Source organism: Streptomyces sp. NPDC100445, assembly GCF_044759735.1.
Taxonomy (GTDB): Bacteria; Actinomycetota; Actinomycetes; order Streptomycetales; family Streptomycetaceae; genus Streptomyces.
Window position 1 is genome coordinate 145,796 of sequence record NZ_JBIVZV010000015.1, and the last position, 18,895, is coordinate 164,690.

The following is an 18,895-nucleotide window of genomic DNA, read 5'->3' on the forward strand; positions in this document are numbered from 1 at the left end:
GGCCGGGCGGCGCCCCCGCGGCCGGCGGCGCCGGCCCGCTCACAGCCCCAGGACGCGGGCGATGGTGCGCGGCACACCGTCGTCGTTGTTGGACGGGGCCAGGTAGCGGGCCCGGCGGATCACCTCGGGGTGGGCACCGGCCATGGCGAAGGACCAGTCGGCGGCGTCGAGCATCTCCAGGTCGTTGAGGTAGTCGCCGAACACCATCGTCTGCGCCGGGGTGACGCCGAGCGCCCGCTGGAGGCCGCGCAGCGCCGTGCCCTTGTCGGCGGTGCGGTTCATGACGTCCACCCAGTGCTCGCCGGAGACGACGACCCGGTGGGTGTCGGCGAACGCGGCGAGGGCCGGGGCGGTGCTGTGCTCGGCGGACCCGAAGTCGAACAGCGCCACCTTGATCACGTCGTCGTCGACGGCGGTGACGTCGTCCACCACCCGGTGCTCGGCGTAGTACGTGCGCACCTCGGCGAGGAACGCCTCGTCGGTGCGCTCCACATACGCCGCCCGCTTGCCGCAGACGACCGCGCCGACGTCCGCGCCGCCCGCGACCAGCCGCCGCACCGTCCGGCCGACCGCCGGGGCGACCGAGCGGTCCAGCGGGTCGGAACTCAGCTCCACGCCGTCGCGGACCACGTACGTGCCGTTCTCCGCGATGAACACCATGCCCTCGGCGACCTCCGCGAACTGCCGGGCCAGCGTCGCGTACTGACGGCCGCTGGCTGGGCTGAACAGCACGCCGCGGCGGCGCAGTTCGGCGAGCACCGGCCACAGTGCGGTGGGTATCCGCTTGGTGTCGTCCAGCAGCGTGCCGTCCATGTCGGTGACGATCAGCCGGATGTCGGCGGGCCCGGCGGCCGGGCCGGACATGTCGTACAGGGGCGCGGGCGTGGCGGGCATGTCCTGCTTCCGTTCGGGGCGGGGGTACCGGTCCAGTGTTCCGCACGCCCACGGCGCGCCCGGACCCGGTGGGCACCGGACCGCGGTGCTGCCCGGAACCGCCCAGGGTGCCCGTTTCCCGGCGCGGGTGATCGGCGCGGGGCACAATGACGCCGGGCCGGAGCCGGCCGCACGCACGGTGCCGTGGCCGGGTACGGCCGCCGTGCGACCCTGGTCCCGGCCGCGTGCGCCGCCGAGCCCGCCGAGGAGGACGTATGACGACTGTCGCCGACGCCGTGCCCGACGGCCGTCCCGCCGATCCGCGCCGGGGTGCCCGGCCCACCGCCGGACCGGACGGCGCCCGCCGGCTGCCCGGGCCGCCCGTATCCGAACCGGCCCGCGACCCCAGCGGGCGCCCCACCCGGAAAGTATGATCAAGCAATGTCTGACATGACCGAAACCACGCCCGGCTGGCTCACCACGGACGAGCTGGAGATGGCCAGGGCCCGGATGCCGATCCTGTACGTCGAGGCCGTGCCCGTGCGCGTGGACGACAGCGGTGAAGTCACCAGCGTCGGGCTGCTGCTGCGCATCGGCCCGGACGGAACGGTCAGCCGGGCCCTGGTCTCCGGCCGCGTCCTGCACCACGAGCGGGTGCGCGACGCGCTATTGCGCCACCTGGAGAAGGACCTCGGCCCGGTGGCCCTGCCCCGGGTCCCGGCCTCGCTCCAGCCCTTCACCGTCGCCGAGTACTTCCCCACGGCCGGCATGTCCCCGTACCACGACCCGCGCCAGCACGCGGTCTCCCTGGCCTACGTCGTCCCGGTGACCGGTGACTGCCGGCCCCGCCAGGACGCGCTGGACCTCGTCTGGTTCAGCCCTGAGGAGGCCGCCTCCCCGGCGGTGCAGAGCGAGATGCCCGGCGGCCACGGCGCGCTGCTGAAGCAGGCCCTCGCCCACGTGGGCGTCGTGTCCTGACGCGGGCGGGTCGGCCGCGGACCGCTCCGCGGCCGCCCCCGGCCCGCCGGCCCGGGTCACGAGCCCGTCAGCTCGGGCGTGAAGACGGAGATCCGGTCGGTGACGTCCTCGGGCACCCGGCGCCTGGACGGCCCCGGCCGCCGGGGCGTGCCGATGTGCAGCCAGCCCAGCAGGCGTTCCCCCGGGCGCAGGCCCAGGACACGGCGCACCCGCTCGGACTCGGTGAGTCCGTCGGTGCGCCAGACACTGCCGAACCCACGGGCGTGCAGCAGCAGGATCAGGGAGCCGGTCATGGCGCTGGTGGCGGCGAGCTGTTCCCACTCGGGGACGGGCCCGCCGGGACCGGTGTCGTCCCGCACCGGCGAGAACACCAGCGTGGCGATGAGCGGTGCCCCGCGGACCCCGGCCTCCGGCCCGTCGTGCCGGGCGGCGGGCGCCGCGCACTCGTCGAAGCAGCGCCCCAGGGCGGCGCGGCCCTCGTCGCGCACCAGGATCCACCGCCACGGCCGGAGCCGGCCGTGGTCGGGTGCCGTGGCCGCCGCACGCAGCAGATAGGCGAACTCCTGGTCCTGCGGCGCGGGTTCGACGAGATGGTGTTCGCTGCGGCGGGTCAGCACGGCCGTCATGACATCCATGGGTGATCCTCCTCTGCATACCGGGGCCGGGGGGCGGGCCGGAGGCCGCGGACGGTCAGGCGAGCGACCGTACGACCTCCAGCGCCCTGTCGACGTCGTGCGGGAAGTTGACGATGCCGGCCGACAGGCGCACGTGCGGCACCGCGTACGGCGTGGTGCTGGCGATGACCCGGTTGTCGCGCAGGATGCGGACCACGTCCTCGGGCTTGCGGTCCCGCACGTCGAAGCAGACGATGCCCGCGGACAGCGCGGGGTCGAGCGGTGTGTGCAGCGTGACGTGGCGCATGCGCGCCAGTCCCTCCTTGATCCGGCCGTTCAGCTCGGCGATGCGGGCGTGGACCCGGTCGCGTCCGATCCGCCGGTGGAAGCGGAACGCCTCGATCGTGGCCCACTGGTGCTCGTAGGCGAAAAAACCTCCCGGGCTGACCCAGGAGGCCCGGGTCGGGCCGGCCGGCGGGCGGCCCTCCCGCCAGGCGTCGACCGTCTCGGCGGACATCAGGCTGGGGATCGTCGGCCGGAGCAGGGCCCAGTTCTCCGGCTTGGCCCAGATGATGCCCGTGCCGTGCGGTCCGAGGATCCACTTGTGCGTGCCCGCGGAGAAGAAGTCGCAGCCCATCGCGGCGACGTCCTCGTCGGCCACGCCGAAGCCGTGGACGCCGTCCACCACCAGCAGGATGCGGTCCTCCTCGGCACGGCCGCGGTTCAGGTCGGCGACGGCGGCCGCGACCTCGGCTATCGGCAGCCGTACGCCGGTGCCGGAGTGCACCCAGGTGACGCCGAGGACCCGGGTCCGCGGGCGCACGGCGGCCCGTATCCGCGCTATGGCCCGGTCCGGGGAGAAGTTCAGCGACGACTCGTACAGTGGGATCTTGCGCATGCTCGCGCCCCACTTCTCGGTGGCCAGACGGATCGACTCGTGGTGCGGGTAGAACTCGTGCGTGGTGGTCAGCACCTCCTGACCCGGCTTCAGGCGCAGGCCGTTGTAGATCAGGGCGAGCCCCATCGTGGTGCTGCTGGTGAGGGCGATCTCGTCCGGCTGCCCGCCGACGTACTCGGCGGCGGCGGCGCACACCTTGCGCCACAGCATGTCCTCGTCGCGGGCGAACATGTTGTCCTCGAGGTAGCTGTACGGGTTCTCGTCGAACGCCTTGCGGTACTTCGCGATCGCGGCGCGGACGGGGGCCGGGTTCGAGGCGAAGAAGAAGTTCGACAGGTGCGCGAGGTCGGGGGCGAGCTGGAACTGCGCGCGGACGGAGTTCCAGTCGTGCGGGACGAAGGGCCGGCCCGCGCTCTCGACCGCGGCGGCGTCCCCGGCGCCCGCGGCCCCCAGGGCCAGCGAGGAAGCCGCGATGCCGGAGCCGGCCAGAACCTTACGACGCGAAAGAGACACGATCACTCCTCCAGAGAGGCGACGGGGTCCGGTTCGACCCGTCGGGACAGGTGGGGGGAAAGGGGAGGCGTTTTCTCCGGGTGTGCGAGGGAGGGCCGGCGGGCCAGTTCGGCGCGCAGCAGGTCCAGGCCCATCGGCCCGAGGTCCAGCGCCCGCTGGTGGAACCGCTTGAGGTCGAAGGCGGCCCCGTCGCGGCGGCGGGCCGCCTCGCGCGCCTCCAGCCACACCTTCTCCCCCAGCTTGTAGGCGAGGGCCTGCCCGGGGCGCCCCAGGTAGCGGTCGATCTCGAAGTCGACGAATCCGGGCGGGCCCAGCCCGCAGTACTCGGTGAGGAACTCGCGGCCCAGCCGCGGCGTCCACCGCTCCCCCTCGTGGAACCCGGTGCCCGCGGGGATCCGCAGCCGCAGGTGCAGCCCGATGTCCAGCACGACCCGTGCCGCCCGCAGCTGTTGCCCGCCGGCGAGCATCCCGAGCCGGTGCGCCGGGTCGGCGAAATGGCCCAGCTCGTCCATCAGCTGCTCGGCGTACAGGCCCCAGCCCTCGCAGTGCCCCGGGTGCAGCTCGGACGCCAGGCGCTGGAACCGGTTGAGGGTGCCGGTGTTGAGGGTCGTCACCCCCAGCTGGAGGTGGTGGCCCGGGACTCCCTCGTGGAACATCGTGGACGGCACCGTCCACGTCGGGATCGGCCGGTCCGAGCCGGACAGCGGCCACCAGACCGCACCGGGACGCGACAGGTCCTCGCTGGGCGCGAGATAGAAGGCGGGTCCGTCGGAGGGGGCGACCCGGCAGTCGATCCGCAGCAGCGGCTCGGGGATCACGAAGTGCGTCCCGTCGAGGTCGGCGATGGCGCCGTCGGCCAGTTCCTGGAGCCGGTCGCGGAGCGCGGCCGGCCCGGCCACCTGGTACCGCGGGTCGCGGTCGAGCGCCGCGAGCACCGCCGGCACCGGCTCGCCGGGCGCGAGGCGCGCCGCCTCGGCGCTCATCTGCGCCCGCACCCGGGCCAGTTCGTCCCAGCCCCAGGCGTAGGTCTCCGTCAGGTCCAGCCGGGTGCCGAGGAACTCCCGCACGCCCAGCCGGTAACGGTCCGCGCCCACGGCGTCGAGCCGCGGCGCGTCCGCCGCGAGCTGCCGCGTCAGGTACGACGCGAAGTCCGACAGCGCCTCGTCCGCGGCCCGCGCGGCCTCCTCCAGGACGCCGCGCAGGGCGCCGTCGCCGTGTCCGGCGGGCAGACCCGTCAGGTACTGCCGCAGGTCCCGGCAGTCCCGGGCGTTGCGCACCACCTGGCGGTACGGTGCGACCCGGCGGCCGCGCCGCGCCTCCTCCAAGCTGTCGCGCAGTCCCGCCAGCGTCGCGGGGACGGCCCGCAGCCGTGCCAGCAGCGTCTCCCAGGCGGTGTCGGCGCCCTGGTCCAGCAGCGCCACGGCCTGCCGCACGCGCTGGACCGGCCCGTCGATGGTGTCCAGCAGCGTGCCGTAGGCGTCGGCGTCGGCCAGCGCCACCTCGGTGGCGAGCCGCTCGCGCAGTACGGCCGCCGCGACGCGTTCCGCCTCGCCCGCGACCGGGGTGCCGTCGACGGCCCGCAGGGTGCGGCGCGCCAGCTCGGCGCGCTCCCCTGCCGCCCGCGGACCGAAGTCGGTCAGCCGTTCCTCCTGGCCGGCGATGCCCATCACCGCGGCCAGGCACGGATCGAGCGCGGCCAGCTCGTCGACGTACCGGTCGGTGAGGTCGTTCAGGGCGGTGGTCATCGCGAGCGGCTCGCCGTCGGGACCCGGACGGCGGGCCCGGACTCCGCCAGCCGTTTGCCGTACAGCCCGATGACCAGGCCGGCCACGACCAGCGCGCCGGCCATGAGCTTGAGCGGCGGCAGCGACTCGTCGAAGATCAGCACCGAGCCCAGTACGCCGAAGATCGGGACGAGGAGGGAGAGCGGCGCGACGGTGGACACCGGGTACTCGCGCAGCAGCCAGTTCCACACGGCGTAGCCGAGGACGGTGTTCGGGTAGGCCTGGAACAGGATGGACAGGACCGCGGCCCAGCCGATCTGGTGGGGCAGCTCGGCATAGCCCTTGGTGCCGTTGACCGCCAGGTCCAGCAGGAACAGCGGGACCGGCGAGAACAGGCTGGACCACACCATGAACGCCAGCGTGTCCTTGGGCGCGGCCTTCTTCAGGATGACGTTGGCGACGCTCCACGAGACCGCGCCGAGCAGCACCAGCGCGACACCGGCGAGCGTCACCGTGCCGTCGGTGACGAAGGTGATGGAGAACAGGCCGGCCAACGCGACCGCGATGCCCAGGTACTGGAAGCGCGACAGCGACTCGCGGAACACCACGGCGCCGAGGACGATCGTCAGGAACGCGCTGAACTGGAGCAGCAGGGAGGCGATCCCCGACGACAGCCCGGCCTTGATGCCCAGGTTCACCACACCCCACAGGCCGACGCCGAACACCAGCCCGTAGCCGATGGTGTACCGCCACGGCACCTGCGGCCGCTTCAGGAAGAACACCGCGGGCAGCGCGCTGAGCGCGAACCTGATGCCGGCCAGGATGAGCGGGTCGACGCTCTCGAGCCCGATCTTGATGATCGAGAAGTTGAGGCCCCAGATCGCGGTGATGACCACCGCGATCAGGATGTGCTGTTTCTTCATGCCAGAACCTGTTTCGCTGTCGTGAGTGCGGCCGGACGGGTGCGGACCGAGACGGAGTCGAAGAGGTCGACGATCCAGTCCCGGGTCTCCTCGGAGGTGTCGCCGGCGACGATCCCGGCGAGTACCGTCTCTCCGGCCTGGTAGGTGATGTGGTCGGGCAGTGGCGCGCCGGGCGGCAGTTCGTGCCAGGCGACGACACGCGGGTCGGCCCGGAACGCCAGGGTGCCGTCGAGGCCCCCGAACTCCCGCCCGGCCAGGTGGTGGCCGGGGTGGACGAACCAGCCGTACCGCCGCGGGCCCGCGGGCGGTTCGGGGAGGGTGCCGGCGACAGGTTCGCCGAGCAGGACCCGCAGTTCGTACGAGGGCAGGTGGACGCCGGTGGCCAGTTCGACGGTCGCCACCACGTCGGCTCCCCCGACCCGGTTGCCGACCTCCAGGAAGACCGGCTCCCCCTCGTGGACGATCGCCTCCAGGTGGAAGCTGCCGTCCTCGATCCGTACGGCGGCCAGGGCGCGCGACACCCAGGCGCGGGTCTCCTCCGGGCAGGGGATCTGGAACGACCCCATGGGCAGGCCCTGCGCGTACCGCAGGCAGGTGCCCACGTACTCGCTCGCGCTGAGGACGAGGACCTCGCCGTCCTGCACCAGGCCGTCGTAGTGCCTGATCGGTCCGGAGACGAACTCCTCCACCTCGAAGTCCTCCAGACCGTGTCCGGCGTCCAGAGCGGCGACTCCGGTGCGGCGTCCGGTGACCGCCGCCGCGGCCTGCCCCGGGGTGTCGAACACGAGCACGTCCTCGCTGGACGCGCCGCGGTGCGGCTTGAGGACGGTCCGGCCGTGCCAGGGCACCGGGGCGCCGGACTCCAGGAAGTCCGGCAGGGGCACGAAGCGCGGCACGCGCAGGCCGGCCTCCGCGACCGCCCGCTTCATCAGCACCTTGTCGCGGGCGAGGTCGGCCTGGTCCACCGGCGGGCCCGGGACCCCCAGGTGCCCGCGCAGCCGGGCGGCGTCGAGCAGTTCGTACTCCGACATCGAGATGATCCGGTCGAAGTCGCGGGGGCGCCGCGCGAGCCAGTCCCGGGCCTCCTCGAAGGCCGGGCGGGTGCCCGGCCGGCTCACGCGCTCGCAGCGCAGTCCGGGCGGCAGGGTGGCCAGCGCCCGGTCGGTGCCGAAGTAGGTGACCTCGTGCAGGTCGTGGGAGATCCCCCGGTGGTACTCGATCTTGAAGTAGGGCACGCGGTGCAGGATGAGGATCTTCATCGGACCTTCCTGACGGGAGCGGGGAGGGCGAGAGCCCGGTCCAGGGCGTCCGACCACGCCTCCCGCAGCACGTGGACGACGGTGCGGATGTCGGCGCGGTCGCCGCGCAGCACGACGCAGCCCTGCGCCGCGAAGTCCGCGTTGTCGCGGGCGACGGCGTGCAGCCGGCGTCGCCCGGACGACAGCCAGGAGAAGTCCGTGACGGTCAGCTCCCCGTCGCCCAGGCCGAGTCGGTCGGCGGTGGCCCGGACCGCGTCCGCGAACGGGTCCGCGCCGGCCGCGACGTCGCCCGGGGAGAACCAGCGGTCACTGCCCACGCCGAGCAGCACCGTCGCCGCCGCGCAGCCGGGGACCAGCCGCCCGGCCTCGGCGGCCGTGCCGAAGGCCGTGTCGACCCAGCGCTGGTGCAGGTCGATGCCGTAGACCCAGCGGGCCAGCGACCAGATCTTCATCCCGCCCGGGCGCCGGTTGGGCTCCACGATCGCGGCGCGCAGCCCGTCGTCGCTCAGTTTCACCTCGTTGTGGAACGGCCCGTCGCACTGGCCCACCAGCCAGTTCGCCTGCCGTCCGGCCCGCTCCAGCGTCGCGCGCTCGTGCTCGTCCAGCCCGGCGGGCAGCACCTGGGCGACCTCGACGGGATAGCGGCCGCGGGCACTGATCTTCTCGGTGACGAACGACAGCGATCCGAGCCCGTCGTAGGAGTACTCGCGCCGGTACGGGATGTACTCCTCGCAGACGACACCGCCCTCCAGGTAGGGGAGCACCTCGGCGAAGGCCGCCGTCAGGTCGTCGCCCGGACGGACCACGACGACGCCCCGGTTGTTGCCCTCCGCGGCGGGCTTGACGACGAAGCCCTCGGGATGGGCGCGCGCGAACTCCCTGAGCTGGTCGAGCGAGGCGATCTCGGCGAAGTCGGGCACCATGATCCGTTGCGCCGCCAGCAGGTCGGCCACGCGTGCCTCGCCGAGCCGGTAGCGGTACTTGGAGAAGGCGCCCCCGGCCAGCGGTGCCGAGTCGACCGGGACGCCGAGCCGCTCCAGCAGCTCGGCCCCGCTGCGCACGGCGTTGTCGGAGAAGACGATGCCGGCCCCGATCCGCTCGCGCCGGTCACCGAGCAGCTTCTCGCCGGCCTCGGCGAAGTCGTCGCGCAGCGGGTCGAGGTCGATCACCTCGTCGGCGATGGCGGCGTCGGCCTCGGTGGGGTCGGCGCGGATCAGGACGACGGTCGCGCCGTGCCGGGCGCGTGCGTGGTCCCGCAGGTGGCGGACCTCGTCGATGCGGCTCAGGTTGTAGTCGACGATGAGGAGGATCGGCCCGGTCATGCGCGCTCCGTCCCGTACACGATCTCGATCGCCCGTTCGGAGGCGGGCAGCAGCTCGGGCAGGACCGCCTCCCGGTCGGCCCGGTCCATGCACCACAGCACCTGGCCGAGGAACACCTCGCGCGAGGACGACTCCACGACGTCGCCGGGCTTCAGCAGGACGTGCGAGACGACCGGCCGCAGCGGGAGGTCGTCGTTGAGTCCGACCGCGCGGATGGTGCCGGGATCGGCGAAGAAGACGCGGAAGAACGTCGCGTTCCCGCTCCGGGCGGTGCCGTCCGCGTCGTACGACAGGTCCTCCAGCGTCTCGCGGAAGCCGGCCGGCCGGTGCGCGGTGAGCAGGGAGTCCAGCCACAGGTCGAGCAGGCCGGGGCCGCCGGTCAGCGCGGCCACGCTGGGCGAGATGAGGCTGCCGCCGACGCGCGGGTTGACCTCGATCAGGTCCCAGCCGGACGGGGCGTGCCGCGCCTCGACGTGGAAGCAGCCCCAGCGGAGTCCGAGGACGTCCAGCACGTCCGTCACCCAGTGGATCCCGGCGGCGGTCTCCTCCCGCGTCAGGCTCGTGGGCGGGCTGACGCAGGCGTTCTCCAGCACGGTGCCCGCCGTCTCCGTCACCTCGCACTTCTCGTGCACGGCCACCACGTACGGCTCACCGTCGACGACGACGACCTCGAAGCTGAACTCCTGTCCGGGGACGTAGTCCTCGACGAGGAAGTCCACCCCCGGCTCCGGGCGCCGGCCGGTGGTGAAAGCGCTGGCGTAGACGGTGTCGGCGTGGGCCTCGGCGGCGATGCGCTCCACGTCGGCCCAGGTCGTCCCGGTGGTGAGGGGGAAGGTGCCGAACGAGGCGATGCCGCTGACCGGCTTCACGAAGTAACGGCCGTCCCCGTCCCGGTGCGCGGCGAGTGTCTCGGGGGTGAGCGCGGACGCCCGGCCCCGGCTGAGTCCGGCGTCCGCGAGGCGGTTGCGCAGCGTCAGCTTGTCGCGGAGTCCCAGGACCTGTTTCTCGTCCAGGTCCGGCACCCCGAGCCGGGCGTTGGCCAGCGCCATCAGGTGCCGGTACCCCTCCCACACGGTGAGGCAGCACAGCACCCGCACGCCCGCCGCCGCCAGCCGGTCGAGGTGTTCCTCGACGTCGCGCTCGGTCAGTACGTGCCCGTCGGTCACCCGGACGTCGTCGGCGAGGTCCGCCAGCGCCCCCGGCCTGGATTCCTGGTGCTGCGGCTCCGGCAGCGAGCTGAGCACGCAGGACCTCAGTCCCCGCGCCGCGACGGTGCCGACGAGGTCCTCCATGAACGAGAACCCCACATGGCTGAGCAGCAGCACTCCCCTGGCGTTTTCCATGCTCGATCCGGCCTCCTCACCGGTGGACGGGGGCGCGGCGCGGTCACGCCGCGCCCCCGCTCGGGACAGAGGTCAGGCCGGCTGCTGCTCGGCCTTGGCGATGGTGTCCAGGTACAGCTCCTCGAAGTACTGCGCCAGGATCGCCTGGTGCTCGCGGAGGTACCGCTTGAACGCGACGATGTCGTCGTCGCCGCGCAGCAGGTGCCGGACTGCCGCCCACACCTCGCCGGGGTGGTCGTCGTTGATGTCGGTGTGCGAGTGGTTGATCTGGCCGCCGATGTTGCCCTCGCCGACCGAACCCTTCAGCGCCTCCAACTTCTTGGGCTCCAGTTTCACGTTCACGTACTCGACGAGGTAGGAGTACGCCACCACGCCGAGCGGGCCCTCGTGGTCCAGGAGGTAGGAGAAGTAGCCGGTCAGCAGCTTGGTCGACAGGTAGGGCTCGGTGGCCAGGAACTGCTCGCGCGAGACGCCCACCTTCTCCAGGTCGGCGATGAACAGCTCGTCGTGGAGCATCTCCTCCTGCTCGTAGTTGGCCCAGACCTGGGCCGCCTCCGGGCTGCGCTTGGCGACCTCCACCAGCGCCTTGGCCTCGGCCACCCGCAGCAGCCGGATGCGCCAGGCGGTCTCGATCAGGTTCCGCTTGTAGTACTCGGAGTCGACGTTGCGCCCTTCGAGGTGGGCGGCCTCGGGGACGTTGGCGTACCACTCGAGGACCTGCTGGTCGAGCTGCTCGTCGATCTCGGCGCGCAGCTGGGCGGAGGCGGCGGCGTTGAGGAACGGGGTCCGGTCCCCGTAGCCGACGTTGGTCACGCGGTTCGGCATGATGTCACCCTTCTCGTGCTTCGTGGACGCTCGGACGTCGCGTACGAGCGGTTTCAGATGTCGTCGGCGACACGGACGGTCGCGTCGCCCCGCAGCCGGCACTGACAGGCCAGGCGGTGGTCGCCGCCGGTCCGGCCGAGGTCTTCGAGGAAGTCGAGTTCGTCGTCGTCGGGCTCACCGAGGGAGCCGAAGCCCTCCAGCACCTCGACGACGCACGCGCCGCACGATCCGGAACGGCATCCGAACGGGATGAGCCGCTGCGTGGTCTCGTACTCGACTTCGGTCAGGGGGGAGCCCGCGGGAAGCAGGATCTCGGTTCCCGCCGGGAGGATGGTCAGCTTTTTCAGGGTCATGACAGCAGCGCGGCCTCGCGGTCGGTGGAGTGCTCCGGCGCGAGGCGGGAGCCGGGACGCAGTTCGACGGCCGCGTGGTTCACGGCGGTCGCCGCCTCGCCGAACCCCACCGAGATGAGCGGGACGCGCCCCTCGTACCCGCAGATGTCGCCGACCGCGTAGACCCGCGGCAGGTTGGTCCGCATCGCCCTGTCGACCGCGATCTGGCGGTTCTCCAGGCGCAGTCCCCAGTCGGCGAGCGGGCCCGGATGGGTGATGAACCCCAGGGCCGCGACGACGGCCCGGGCGGGCAGGGTCAGTTCGCCCCCGCCGGTGCGGACCCGTACCGCCTCCAGCCGGTCCACGCCCTCGCAGGCCGTCACCTGGGCGTCGGTCAGCACCCGCACGTCGGACGCGTACATCCGCCTGACGCCGTGCTCGTGGGCGCGGAAGGACGGGCGCCGGTGGACGACGGTCACGGACCGGGCGATCGGCGCGAGGGCGAGGGCCCAGTCGACCGCGCTGTCCCCACCGCCGACGACCACCACGTCGCGGTCCCGGTGCGCTTCCAGGCGCGGCACGTGGTAGGCCACGCCCCGCCCCTCATAGGGCCGCAGGCACGGCAGCGTGCGCGGTGTGGAACGGCCCAGTCCGGCCGCGATCACGACCGCTCCGGCCCGCACCCGTCCGCCGTCCTCCAGTCCGATCACCCAGCCCGACCGCCCGTCCGGCGTCAGCGAGGCCGCCGTCCGGCCGAGCAGGTAGCGGGGAGCGAACGGCGCGGCCTGGGCGACCAGTTCATCGGTCAGTTCCCGGCCCCGCACGGCCACGTGGCCGGCGACGTCGTGGATCGTCTTCTCGGGGTACAGGGCCGCCAACTGGCCGCCCGGCTCGGGCAGCGCGTCGACCAGCACACTGGAAAGCCCGCGGAATCCCGCGCAATAGGCGGCGTACAGGCCGGCCGGACCCGCTCCGACGACGGCCACGTCCGCGCTCGTCTCTGCACCGGTTAGGGTCGTCTTCACTCGATCTCCCGCTCGATTCGTCCTGGACTCCGGGCATTCCTGGTGTTCGGTCGAACGGCTCGGCCAGCTCGATCCCGTGGCCGGCCGGCCGGTTTACGACCCTTGTTCGCGTCGTGCCGGTAAAATCACCGCAGCGGTTTCCGTGTTCGGTGAATGAATTCCTCCGCCGAGTGCCATTTCATCATTCAGGGCCTCGATCCCACCGTCAAGAAAAGGGGCCGGAACTCCGCTCCGTCCGGGTGGGCGAGGGCATTCAGCATTCCTTTTCCGGTCCCGTGCCGTCCCCGACGGCGTGGTCCAGCACGCTGGCGAAACGCAGCCATTCCCTGGCGTAGGAGTCGGCCAGGTCCGCGACCGCGGCGGCGCAGTGCGGCGGCACCGCGGCCATCAGCTGCCGACCCGCCTCCAGGTCCGGCGCGTGCTCGTTCAGCCAGCGCAGCAGCGCCCGCCCGGACTCGGTGAACCTCAGGGACGGATCCTTGGCCAGGGTCTCGATGCGCTGGGCCCGGGCGGTCCGGGCCGGCCGGCCGGGGGCCGGCGCCCCGGCGCCGGACGCCCGTCCGCGGTCACGGAGCCCGCGCGTGGCACCCGCCGCCCGGGGCGACGACTGCTTCGCCTCGTCACGCCGTACGCGCTGTCTGATCTCGCAGGCGGTGCTGACCGACACCCCCGCGCTGGCGGCGATCTGGTGGAGGGTGGCGCCGGGACGCTCGGCGAGGAAGGTGCGCGCGGCCTCGCGGCGCCGCGCCGCGTCCAGTGGGCGGGAGCGGCCGTCGGCGCCGACCCGGACCTTCGACTGAGGAACTTCCTCACTCGAACCGCGCCGGACGGCGCCCACGGTCTTGGGCGAGAGTCCGGCGACGCGCGCGACCGCGCGGTCCGAGAGATCCGGGTGGGAGGCCAGGATCCGCCGGGCCGCGGCCTTCCGGTCCCGGAGCGTCAGGGGCAGACCGTGGGCGACGTTGGCCTCCACGGAACGGAGGAAGAGCTCACTGACCGGCCCGTCCAGGTACCGGACCGGGACGAATTCCTCGCCGCGCAGCCGCGCGGCCTGGAGGCGGTGCATTCCGTCGACCACGCGCCGCGTCTCCCGATGCACCAGGATCGGCTCGATATCACGCTGCGCGAGAACCTCGACATGTTCTTGATTCACCCCGTCCAGGCGGGGCGAATCGGCAGCCACCAGGGAGTCGACCGGCACCAGATGAACGCCGGCACATTCCCCTCCCGTCACGGCGCCGATATTCCGGGCTAATGACTCTGCATGACCTATCACGCCAGTCCCCCTAATACAACGCACGCGAATTGAACATGCCGCCGCAGGGCGGTTCGGACACGGAGACCGTCTCCTTCTGTCTCGGCTTCACGCTTCACGGCCGGAAAGGTGGCTCGCCGGCAAAGTCGGCAGGGGTGGGCCCGCGGCCGCCGGGCCGAGGGCGTCCCCGCCTCGCCGGCCGCGTCACGGTCCGGCCGTCGCGCCCGGACGAGGGCACGCCGGCGCCTTGCCGCGCGGTGAGCCGCCGGTGCTAGCGGGCTCGGGGACCCCGGCGGAGGGCCGGGCGGGCGAGGCGCCGCCACCCGGTGACGCCCTGTCGGGCAGGCTCGGCTCCGGTCCCGGTCCTGCCGCCGGTGACCGGGGAGTCGTTCCCGGCCGGCGGCGTGGCGGGGTCCGCCGCGTGCGCGTCGCCCAGGGCGCGGCCGGCCGGGGGTCCCCACATCCGCCGGGGACGACCTCGCGTCGTCCGGGCCGGTGCCTCCGTCACCGCCCGCTGCGACGGGCGCGCGGGCGGCGGGGTGTCTGCGAGGTCGGACGGCACCGGAGGTTCCGCTTTCTATCGGGTCTTCTGCACGTGGGTGGTGTCGCTGTCGAGCGGGGTGCCGGCGGCGCTGGTCGGCGCGACCTCCGGCACGGGGGTGCCGTGCTGGTCGACGAGGACGGAGTGGGCCTCGCCGGGGGCGAAGGCGTGGCGTTCGCCCCATTGCCGCAGGGTGAGGATGACCGGGAAGAGGTCGCGGCCGGTGTCGGTGAGCACGTACTCCTGGCGGCGGCCCGACGGCGCGGCGCGCTGGACGAGGAGCCCGTGCGCGGTGAGCTTGCGCAGGCGGTCGGCGAGGATGTTGCGGGCGATGCCCGTGCGCCGCTGGAACTCGGTGAACGAGCGGGCCCCGTCCATCGCGTCGCGGACGACGAGGAGACTCCACCTGTCGCCGACGAGGTCGAGCGTTCGGGCGACGGGGCAGTCCGGGTCGGTCCAGCCAGGGTTCGCGGCAGGCGCGGTGCGGCTCGCCATGAGACCTCCCGGTGAGTTGCGGATCGAAACCATTATGCCGCACGGCACATGGTTGCGATCCGCTACCTACACGGGGAGGCTGCGGCCCGCACCGGCGTACACCCCGGCGACGCGCCGGCCGTTCCGGCGGGCTTCCCGGCGGGCGGTACGGAGACCGGTGAGGCATCCCGCCCCGCCCGCGACTCCGGGATGAGGGGACGGGGTCCGGGGGTGTCGGCGCGTCCCGCGCCCGTTCCTGGTGCCGGCCCGTGCAGCAGTGTCATCGGTGGTCCCTCCGCTGCCCCCGAATCGTGTGCGGACGACTCGCCGCCGGCGACGGGGGGTTCACCCGACGGCGAGACCAGCCAAGCATAAAGAACGCTATGTATGTGAATCACGAGAGGGATGCGCGACGCGACTTCGCCAAGTCCAGTGGTGCGAATCGCCCCAGAAGCCGTAAGTGGCGGTCCGCAGCCCTCGCGCCCGCGCGGACCGGCGGGAAGCCCGCGCCCGATCCTCGCCGGGCTCCCGGCGGGGACACGCAGGACCCCGGGGGCGGGCGATGGGCCCGGCCCCGGGGTCGCCGCGGTCAGCGGATGCTCAGAGCGCGTGTCCGGCCCGGTCGGCCCCGCGGGCCTCGACCGGCTCCCGCCGCGTGTCCGCGTCGTGGGTGCCGGCGCCGGCGGGCCGACGGTCGACCGCCCAGACGACCAGCGCGCAGGCCGCGAACCCGGCCCCGAGGAGACTGGACCCCGTCCAGCCGTGCGCGCTGAAGACGGCGGTGGTCGCGGCGGCGCCGAGGGCGGAGCCGAGCGAGTAGAAGACCATGTAGCTGCCGATGACGCCGCTGAGCCGGTCGGGGAACGCGGCGGTGAGCACGTGCTGGTTGCTCACGTGGACGACCTGGACCGCGAAGTCCAGGAGCACGATCCCGACGGCCAGCAGCCACAGCGACGACGGCAGCTGTCCGGTGGCCGCCCAGGAGATGATCAGCAGGGTGAGGGCGAGTCCGGCGGCCGGGACCGCCCGGCCGGCGTCCGCCCACCGTCCCGCGCGGGCCGCGCCGAGCGCGCCGGCGAGTCCGGCGACGCCGAACAGTCCGATCTGGGTCTCACTCAGGTGCCACGGCGCGGCGGCCAGGGGCAGGGACAGCCCGCTCCACAGGGATCCGAAGGAGGCGAACAGGAAGAACGCGATGAGCCCGCGGGTGAGGAAGACCCGCTGCCGGAACAGTTCGCCGGTGGAGGCGACGGCCCGCCCGTATCCCACGGGCCGGCTGGGACGCTCCTCCGACGGCAGGACAAGGAGGACGAGGGCGGCGAGTGCGAGCGACAGCACCGCGAGCACGGCGTAGACGCTGCGCCAGCCCCACACCTCGGCCAGCGCGCCGGTGGCGACCCGCGCGCCCAGGATGCCGACGACGACGCCGGAGGTGACCACGCCGATGTTCCGTCCGCGTTCCGCGGGCGGCGAGATCGACGCGGCGTAGGCCACCGTGGTCTGCACCACCACCGCGAACATCCCGGCCGTCGCGAGCCCCGCGAACGCCACCCAGGCGGCCGACGCCGAGGCCGTCAGGACCATGCCCGCCGCGGTGACCGTGAGGTGCGCGGCGATGAGCCGCCGCCGGTCCACCACGTCGCCGAGCGGGACGAGCAGCACCAGCCCGGCCAGATAGCCGAACTGGCCGGTCGCGACGATCCACCCGGCGAGCCCCGGGGACAGACCCAGGTCGTGCCCCATCGGCTCCAGGATCGGCTGCGCGGCGTAGATACTCGCCACCGCGACACCGCACACCACCGCGAGCAACAACCGTCGCCAGGCATCCATCGCGCCCCCATCCCAAATCAGTAGCAGATCGCAACCGTTTTCACGGTACGGCACGACGGTTTCGATCCGCAACTCATCGAGGACCGCATCGGGTTCCCCCGGCCGGTAGACATACATAAATAGCGCTCTTTATGCTTGGTACCGCCTCGCCGCCGGGTGAATCCCCCGTCGCCGGCGGCGAGGTCGTCCGCATGCCCGACCGGGGACGGCGGGGGGAGGGACCGTACCGATGACACCGCTGCACGGGCCGGCACCGGGAATGTTCACCGAGTGCGGCGAGACCCATCGGCTCCAGCCGTTCGTCGAGACCGTCTTCGACTGCCTGCCGCGCGTCGACCAGCGCAAGTGGGCGGAGCTGTACATCAGGGCGCTCCTGCGCACCCCCGGCAAGAAGTCGGTGCGGCGGCTGGCGCACTCCGTCAGCGACTCCCCCACGGCGCCCCAGGCGATGCACCAGTTCGTGAACGCGAGCCCCTGGGACTGGTCGGCGGCGCGCCGGGGCCTGCTGCGCTGGGTGCGGCAGACCAGCCCGGCGGTACGGGCCTGGACGCTGGCGCCCGCCTTCATCCCCAAGCGCGGCGAGCACTCCGCCGGAGTGCACCGCAGGTTCGACCCCAGGCTGCGCCGGGTGACCAACTGCCAGCTCGGCATGGTCGTGCTGGCCACCGGCGACCACGGCCCGCTGCCGGTCGACTGGAACCTGTACATCCCGCACGACTGGGCGGCCGACACCGCGCTGCGGTCCAAGGTGCGGGTGCCGGACGAGGTCCGCGGGCCCCTGTGGTCACAGGCCGTCGAGGTCCTGCACCGGGCCACCTCGGGCACCGCGGGCCGGCCGGCGCCCGTCACGGCCGAACTGTCGTGGCTGCCGGAGCGCGAGGCCTTCCTCGCCCACCTCGTGCGCGGCGAGCAGCCCTTCGTGGTGGAGGTCCCCGGCACCGTGCGCGTCAGGCCCGTGACCTCACAGCCGGCCGTCCCGTCGGCACCCGCCCCGGTCCGTCAGGTGATCGAGGAGCGCGGGGCCGCGGACGGCGCGGAGCGACAGCACGTCGTGAGCCTCCCGGTGGCCCTGCCCGGGCCGGCGGTGGGACGGGTGCGGCTGCGGTTGCTGGCGCAGCGCGGGCCGTCCGGCTCGGCCCGGACATGGCTGACGAATCTGGTCGACCGGCCGCTGCCCGACCTGCTGCCGCTGATGGGGCAGCCACGGCTCGCGGCGACCGTGGTCAACACCCTCAGCGGGGACTTCGGGCTGCGGGACTTCGAGGGCCGGTCGTTCCCCGGCTGGCACCACCACACGACCCTGGTGTCCGCCGCCTTCGCCTACGCGCGGGTGCGGGGCGCCGCCCGCTGAGGCGGCGCGGACGGCGCCCGCCCCCGCTCCGCCGGTGCCCGCGCGCCTACCGGGCGGTCCATCCCCCGTCGGCCGGGATGACGGCGCCGGTGGTGAACGACGAGCGGTCCGAGCAGAGCCAGGCGGCCGTCTGGGCGATCTCCTCCGGGTCGGCCAGGCGCTGCTGCATCGCGCGTTCGGTGAAGGGCCCGAGGAGCGCGGGGGTGTCGGTGAGCACCTGGTCCATCAGCTCGGTGCGGGTGCTGCCGACGGCGATCGCGTTGACGCGGACGCCCTGCTTCACGTACTCGTCGGCCGCGGCCCGGCTCAGTCCGATGACGGCGTGCTTGGCGGCTATGTAGGGCGCCGAGGCCCCCGTCGCGCGGACTCCGGCGACGCTCGACGTGTTCACGATCGAGCCACCGCCGTGCTCCAGCATCACGGCGACCTGTGCCCGCATGGCGTTCCACACGCCCCGGGCGTTGACGTCCATGATGCGGTCGTACTCCTCGTCGTCCATGAGGTGCATCGGGGTCCCGGTGGAGGTCCATCCCGCGTTGTTGAAGGCCGCGTCGAGGCTGCCGAAGGTGTCCAGCGCCGTCCGCACCACCGCGCGCATGTCCTCGGCGCGGGTCACGTCGGCCACCACGGCGGTGGCCTGCCCGCCCGCCGCGCGGATCCCGTCCACGATCCGGCGCAGCCGGTCCTCGCGGCGGGCGGCCAGCACCACGCGGCCCTCCTCCTCGGCGAAGAGCCGCGCCGCCGCCGCTCCGATGCCGCTGCTCGCTCCCGTGATGACGACCGTCTTGCCGTGCAGCAGACCCCGTGCGGGCATG

Annotated in this window: 18 protein-coding genes; 3 read left to right on the top strand and 15 right to left on the bottom strand. The window is 73.3% G+C overall.

Annotated elements, in window-relative coordinates; all coding sequences use genetic code 11:
- Positions 1 to 39 precede the first annotated feature (39 nt).
- Entirely contained in the window at positions 40 to 894 is an 855-nt protein-coding gene (locus tag ACIQVT_RS30660; RefSeq protein WP_403761371.1) for a Cof-type HAD-IIB family hydrolase, read from the bottom strand.
- A gap of 254 nt (positions 895 to 1,148) precedes the next feature.
- Here ACIQVT_RS30660 and ACIQVT_RS30665 point away from each other — a divergent pair, with 254 nt between their 5' ends.
- Together ACIQVT_RS30665 and ACIQVT_RS30670 are read left to right on the top strand one after the other, a co-directional pair.
- Positions 1,149 to 1,307, top strand: a complete 159-nt coding sequence (locus ACIQVT_RS30665; RefSeq protein ID WP_403761376.1) for a hypothetical protein — start codon at positions 1,149 to 1,151, stop codon at positions 1,305 to 1,307.
- 16 nt (positions 1,308 to 1,323) lie between these two features.
- Positions 1,324 to 1,851: an NUDIX hydrolase family protein gene (locus ACIQVT_RS30670; protein WP_403761680.1), complete on the top strand. Its 528-nt coding sequence runs from the start codon at positions 1,324 to 1,326 to the stop codon at positions 1,849 to 1,851.
- Positions 1,852 to 1,907: 56 nt separating this feature from the next.
- On the opposite strand, the gene ACIQVT_RS30675 is transcribed toward ACIQVT_RS30670, so the two are convergent.
- The 13 genes from ACIQVT_RS30675 to ACIQVT_RS30735 form a co-directional block, all read right to left on the bottom strand.
- Positions 1,908 to 2,486, bottom strand: a complete 579-nt coding sequence (locus ACIQVT_RS30675) for a nitroreductase (RefSeq protein ID WP_403761380.1) — start codon at positions 2,484 to 2,486, stop codon at positions 1,908 to 1,910.
- 55 nt (positions 2,487 to 2,541) lie between these two features.
- The gene (locus ACIQVT_RS30680) at positions 2,542 to 3,876 is read right to left on the bottom strand and encodes an aminotransferase class V-fold PLP-dependent enzyme (protein ID WP_403761383.1); all 1,335 of its coding nucleotides are present in this window, start codon (positions 3,874 to 3,876) and stop codon (positions 2,542 to 2,544) included.
- Positions 3,877 to 3,878: 2 nt separating this feature from the next.
- Positions 3,879 to 5,621, bottom strand: a complete 1,743-nt coding sequence (locus ACIQVT_RS30685; protein WP_403761386.1) for a DUF885 domain-containing protein — start codon at positions 5,619 to 5,621, stop codon at positions 3,879 to 3,881.
- Positions 5,618 to 6,523, bottom strand: a complete 906-nt coding sequence (locus tag ACIQVT_RS30690) for an EamA family transporter (protein WP_403761390.1) — start codon at positions 6,521 to 6,523, stop codon at positions 5,618 to 5,620. Before ACIQVT_RS30690 ends, ACIQVT_RS30685 begins: the two co-directional genes overlap by 4 nt.
- Positions 6,520 to 7,782, bottom strand: coding sequence for an acetyl-CoA carboxylase biotin carboxylase subunit family protein (locus ACIQVT_RS30695; RefSeq protein WP_403761393.1), 1,263 nt, complete (start codon positions 7,780 to 7,782; stop codon positions 6,520 to 6,522). Before ACIQVT_RS30695 ends, ACIQVT_RS30690 begins: the two co-directional genes overlap by 4 nt.
- Positions 7,779 to 9,104, bottom strand: a complete 1,326-nt coding sequence (locus tag ACIQVT_RS30700; RefSeq protein WP_403761396.1) for an acetyl-CoA carboxylase biotin carboxylase subunit family protein — start codon at positions 9,102 to 9,104, stop codon at positions 7,779 to 7,781. The genes ACIQVT_RS30695 and ACIQVT_RS30700 overlap by 4 nt, the downstream gene beginning before the upstream one ends.
- A complete protein-coding gene (locus tag ACIQVT_RS30705; RefSeq protein ID WP_403761399.1) occupies positions 9,101 to 10,447 on the bottom strand; it encodes an acetyl-CoA carboxylase biotin carboxylase subunit family protein in 1,347 nt (448 codons plus the stop codon). The genes ACIQVT_RS30700 and ACIQVT_RS30705 overlap by 4 nt, the downstream gene beginning before the upstream one ends.
- 72 nt (positions 10,448 to 10,519) lie before the next feature.
- On the bottom strand, positions 10,520 to 11,272 hold the full coding sequence (locus tag ACIQVT_RS30710; protein WP_403761402.1) for a hypothetical protein: 753 nt from the start codon (positions 11,270 to 11,272) through the stop codon (positions 10,520 to 10,522).
- Between the two features lie 53 nt (positions 11,273 to 11,325).
- The gene (locus ACIQVT_RS30715) at positions 11,326 to 11,625 is read right to left on the bottom strand and encodes a 2Fe-2S iron-sulfur cluster-binding protein (RefSeq protein WP_403761405.1); all 300 of its coding nucleotides are present in this window, start codon (positions 11,623 to 11,625) and stop codon (positions 11,326 to 11,328) included.
- The gene (locus ACIQVT_RS30720) at positions 11,622 to 12,629 is read right to left on the bottom strand and encodes an NAD(P)/FAD-dependent oxidoreductase (RefSeq protein WP_403761408.1); all 1,008 of its coding nucleotides are present in this window, start codon (positions 12,627 to 12,629) and stop codon (positions 11,622 to 11,624) included. Before ACIQVT_RS30720 ends, ACIQVT_RS30715 begins: the two co-directional genes overlap by 4 nt.
- Positions 12,630 to 12,882: 253 nt before the next feature.
- Entirely contained in the window at positions 12,883 to 13,707 is an 825-nt protein-coding gene (locus tag ACIQVT_RS30725; RefSeq protein ID WP_403761410.1) for a transcriptional regulator, read from the bottom strand.
- A gap of 754 nt (positions 13,708 to 14,461) precedes the next feature.
- Positions 14,462 to 14,920 (bottom strand): winged helix-turn-helix transcriptional regulator, encoded by a 459-nt coding sequence (locus tag ACIQVT_RS30730; protein WP_403761413.1) that lies wholly within the window; start codon positions 14,918 to 14,920, stop codon positions 14,462 to 14,464.
- A gap of 579 nt (positions 14,921 to 15,499) precedes the next feature.
- Complete coding sequence (locus tag ACIQVT_RS30735; protein WP_403761416.1) at positions 15,500 to 16,729, bottom strand: MFS transporter; 1,230 nt, start codon at positions 16,727 to 16,729, stop codon at positions 15,500 to 15,502.
- 229 nt (positions 16,730 to 16,958) lie between these two features.
- On the opposite strand from ACIQVT_RS30735, the gene ACIQVT_RS30740 reads away from it, so the two are divergent.
- On the top strand, positions 16,959 to 18,080 hold the full coding sequence (locus ACIQVT_RS30740; RefSeq protein ID WP_403761419.1) for an IS701 family transposase: 1,122 nt from the start codon (positions 16,959 to 16,961) through the stop codon (positions 18,078 to 18,080).
- Positions 18,081 to 18,126: 46 nt separating this feature from the next.
- On the opposite strand, the gene ACIQVT_RS30745 is transcribed toward ACIQVT_RS30740, so the two are convergent.
- Positions 18,127 to 18,894 (bottom strand): SDR family NAD(P)-dependent oxidoreductase, encoded by a 768-nt coding sequence (locus ACIQVT_RS30745; RefSeq protein ID WP_403761422.1) that lies wholly within the window; start codon positions 18,892 to 18,894, stop codon positions 18,127 to 18,129.
- Between the last annotated feature and the right edge of the window lies 1 nt (position 18,895).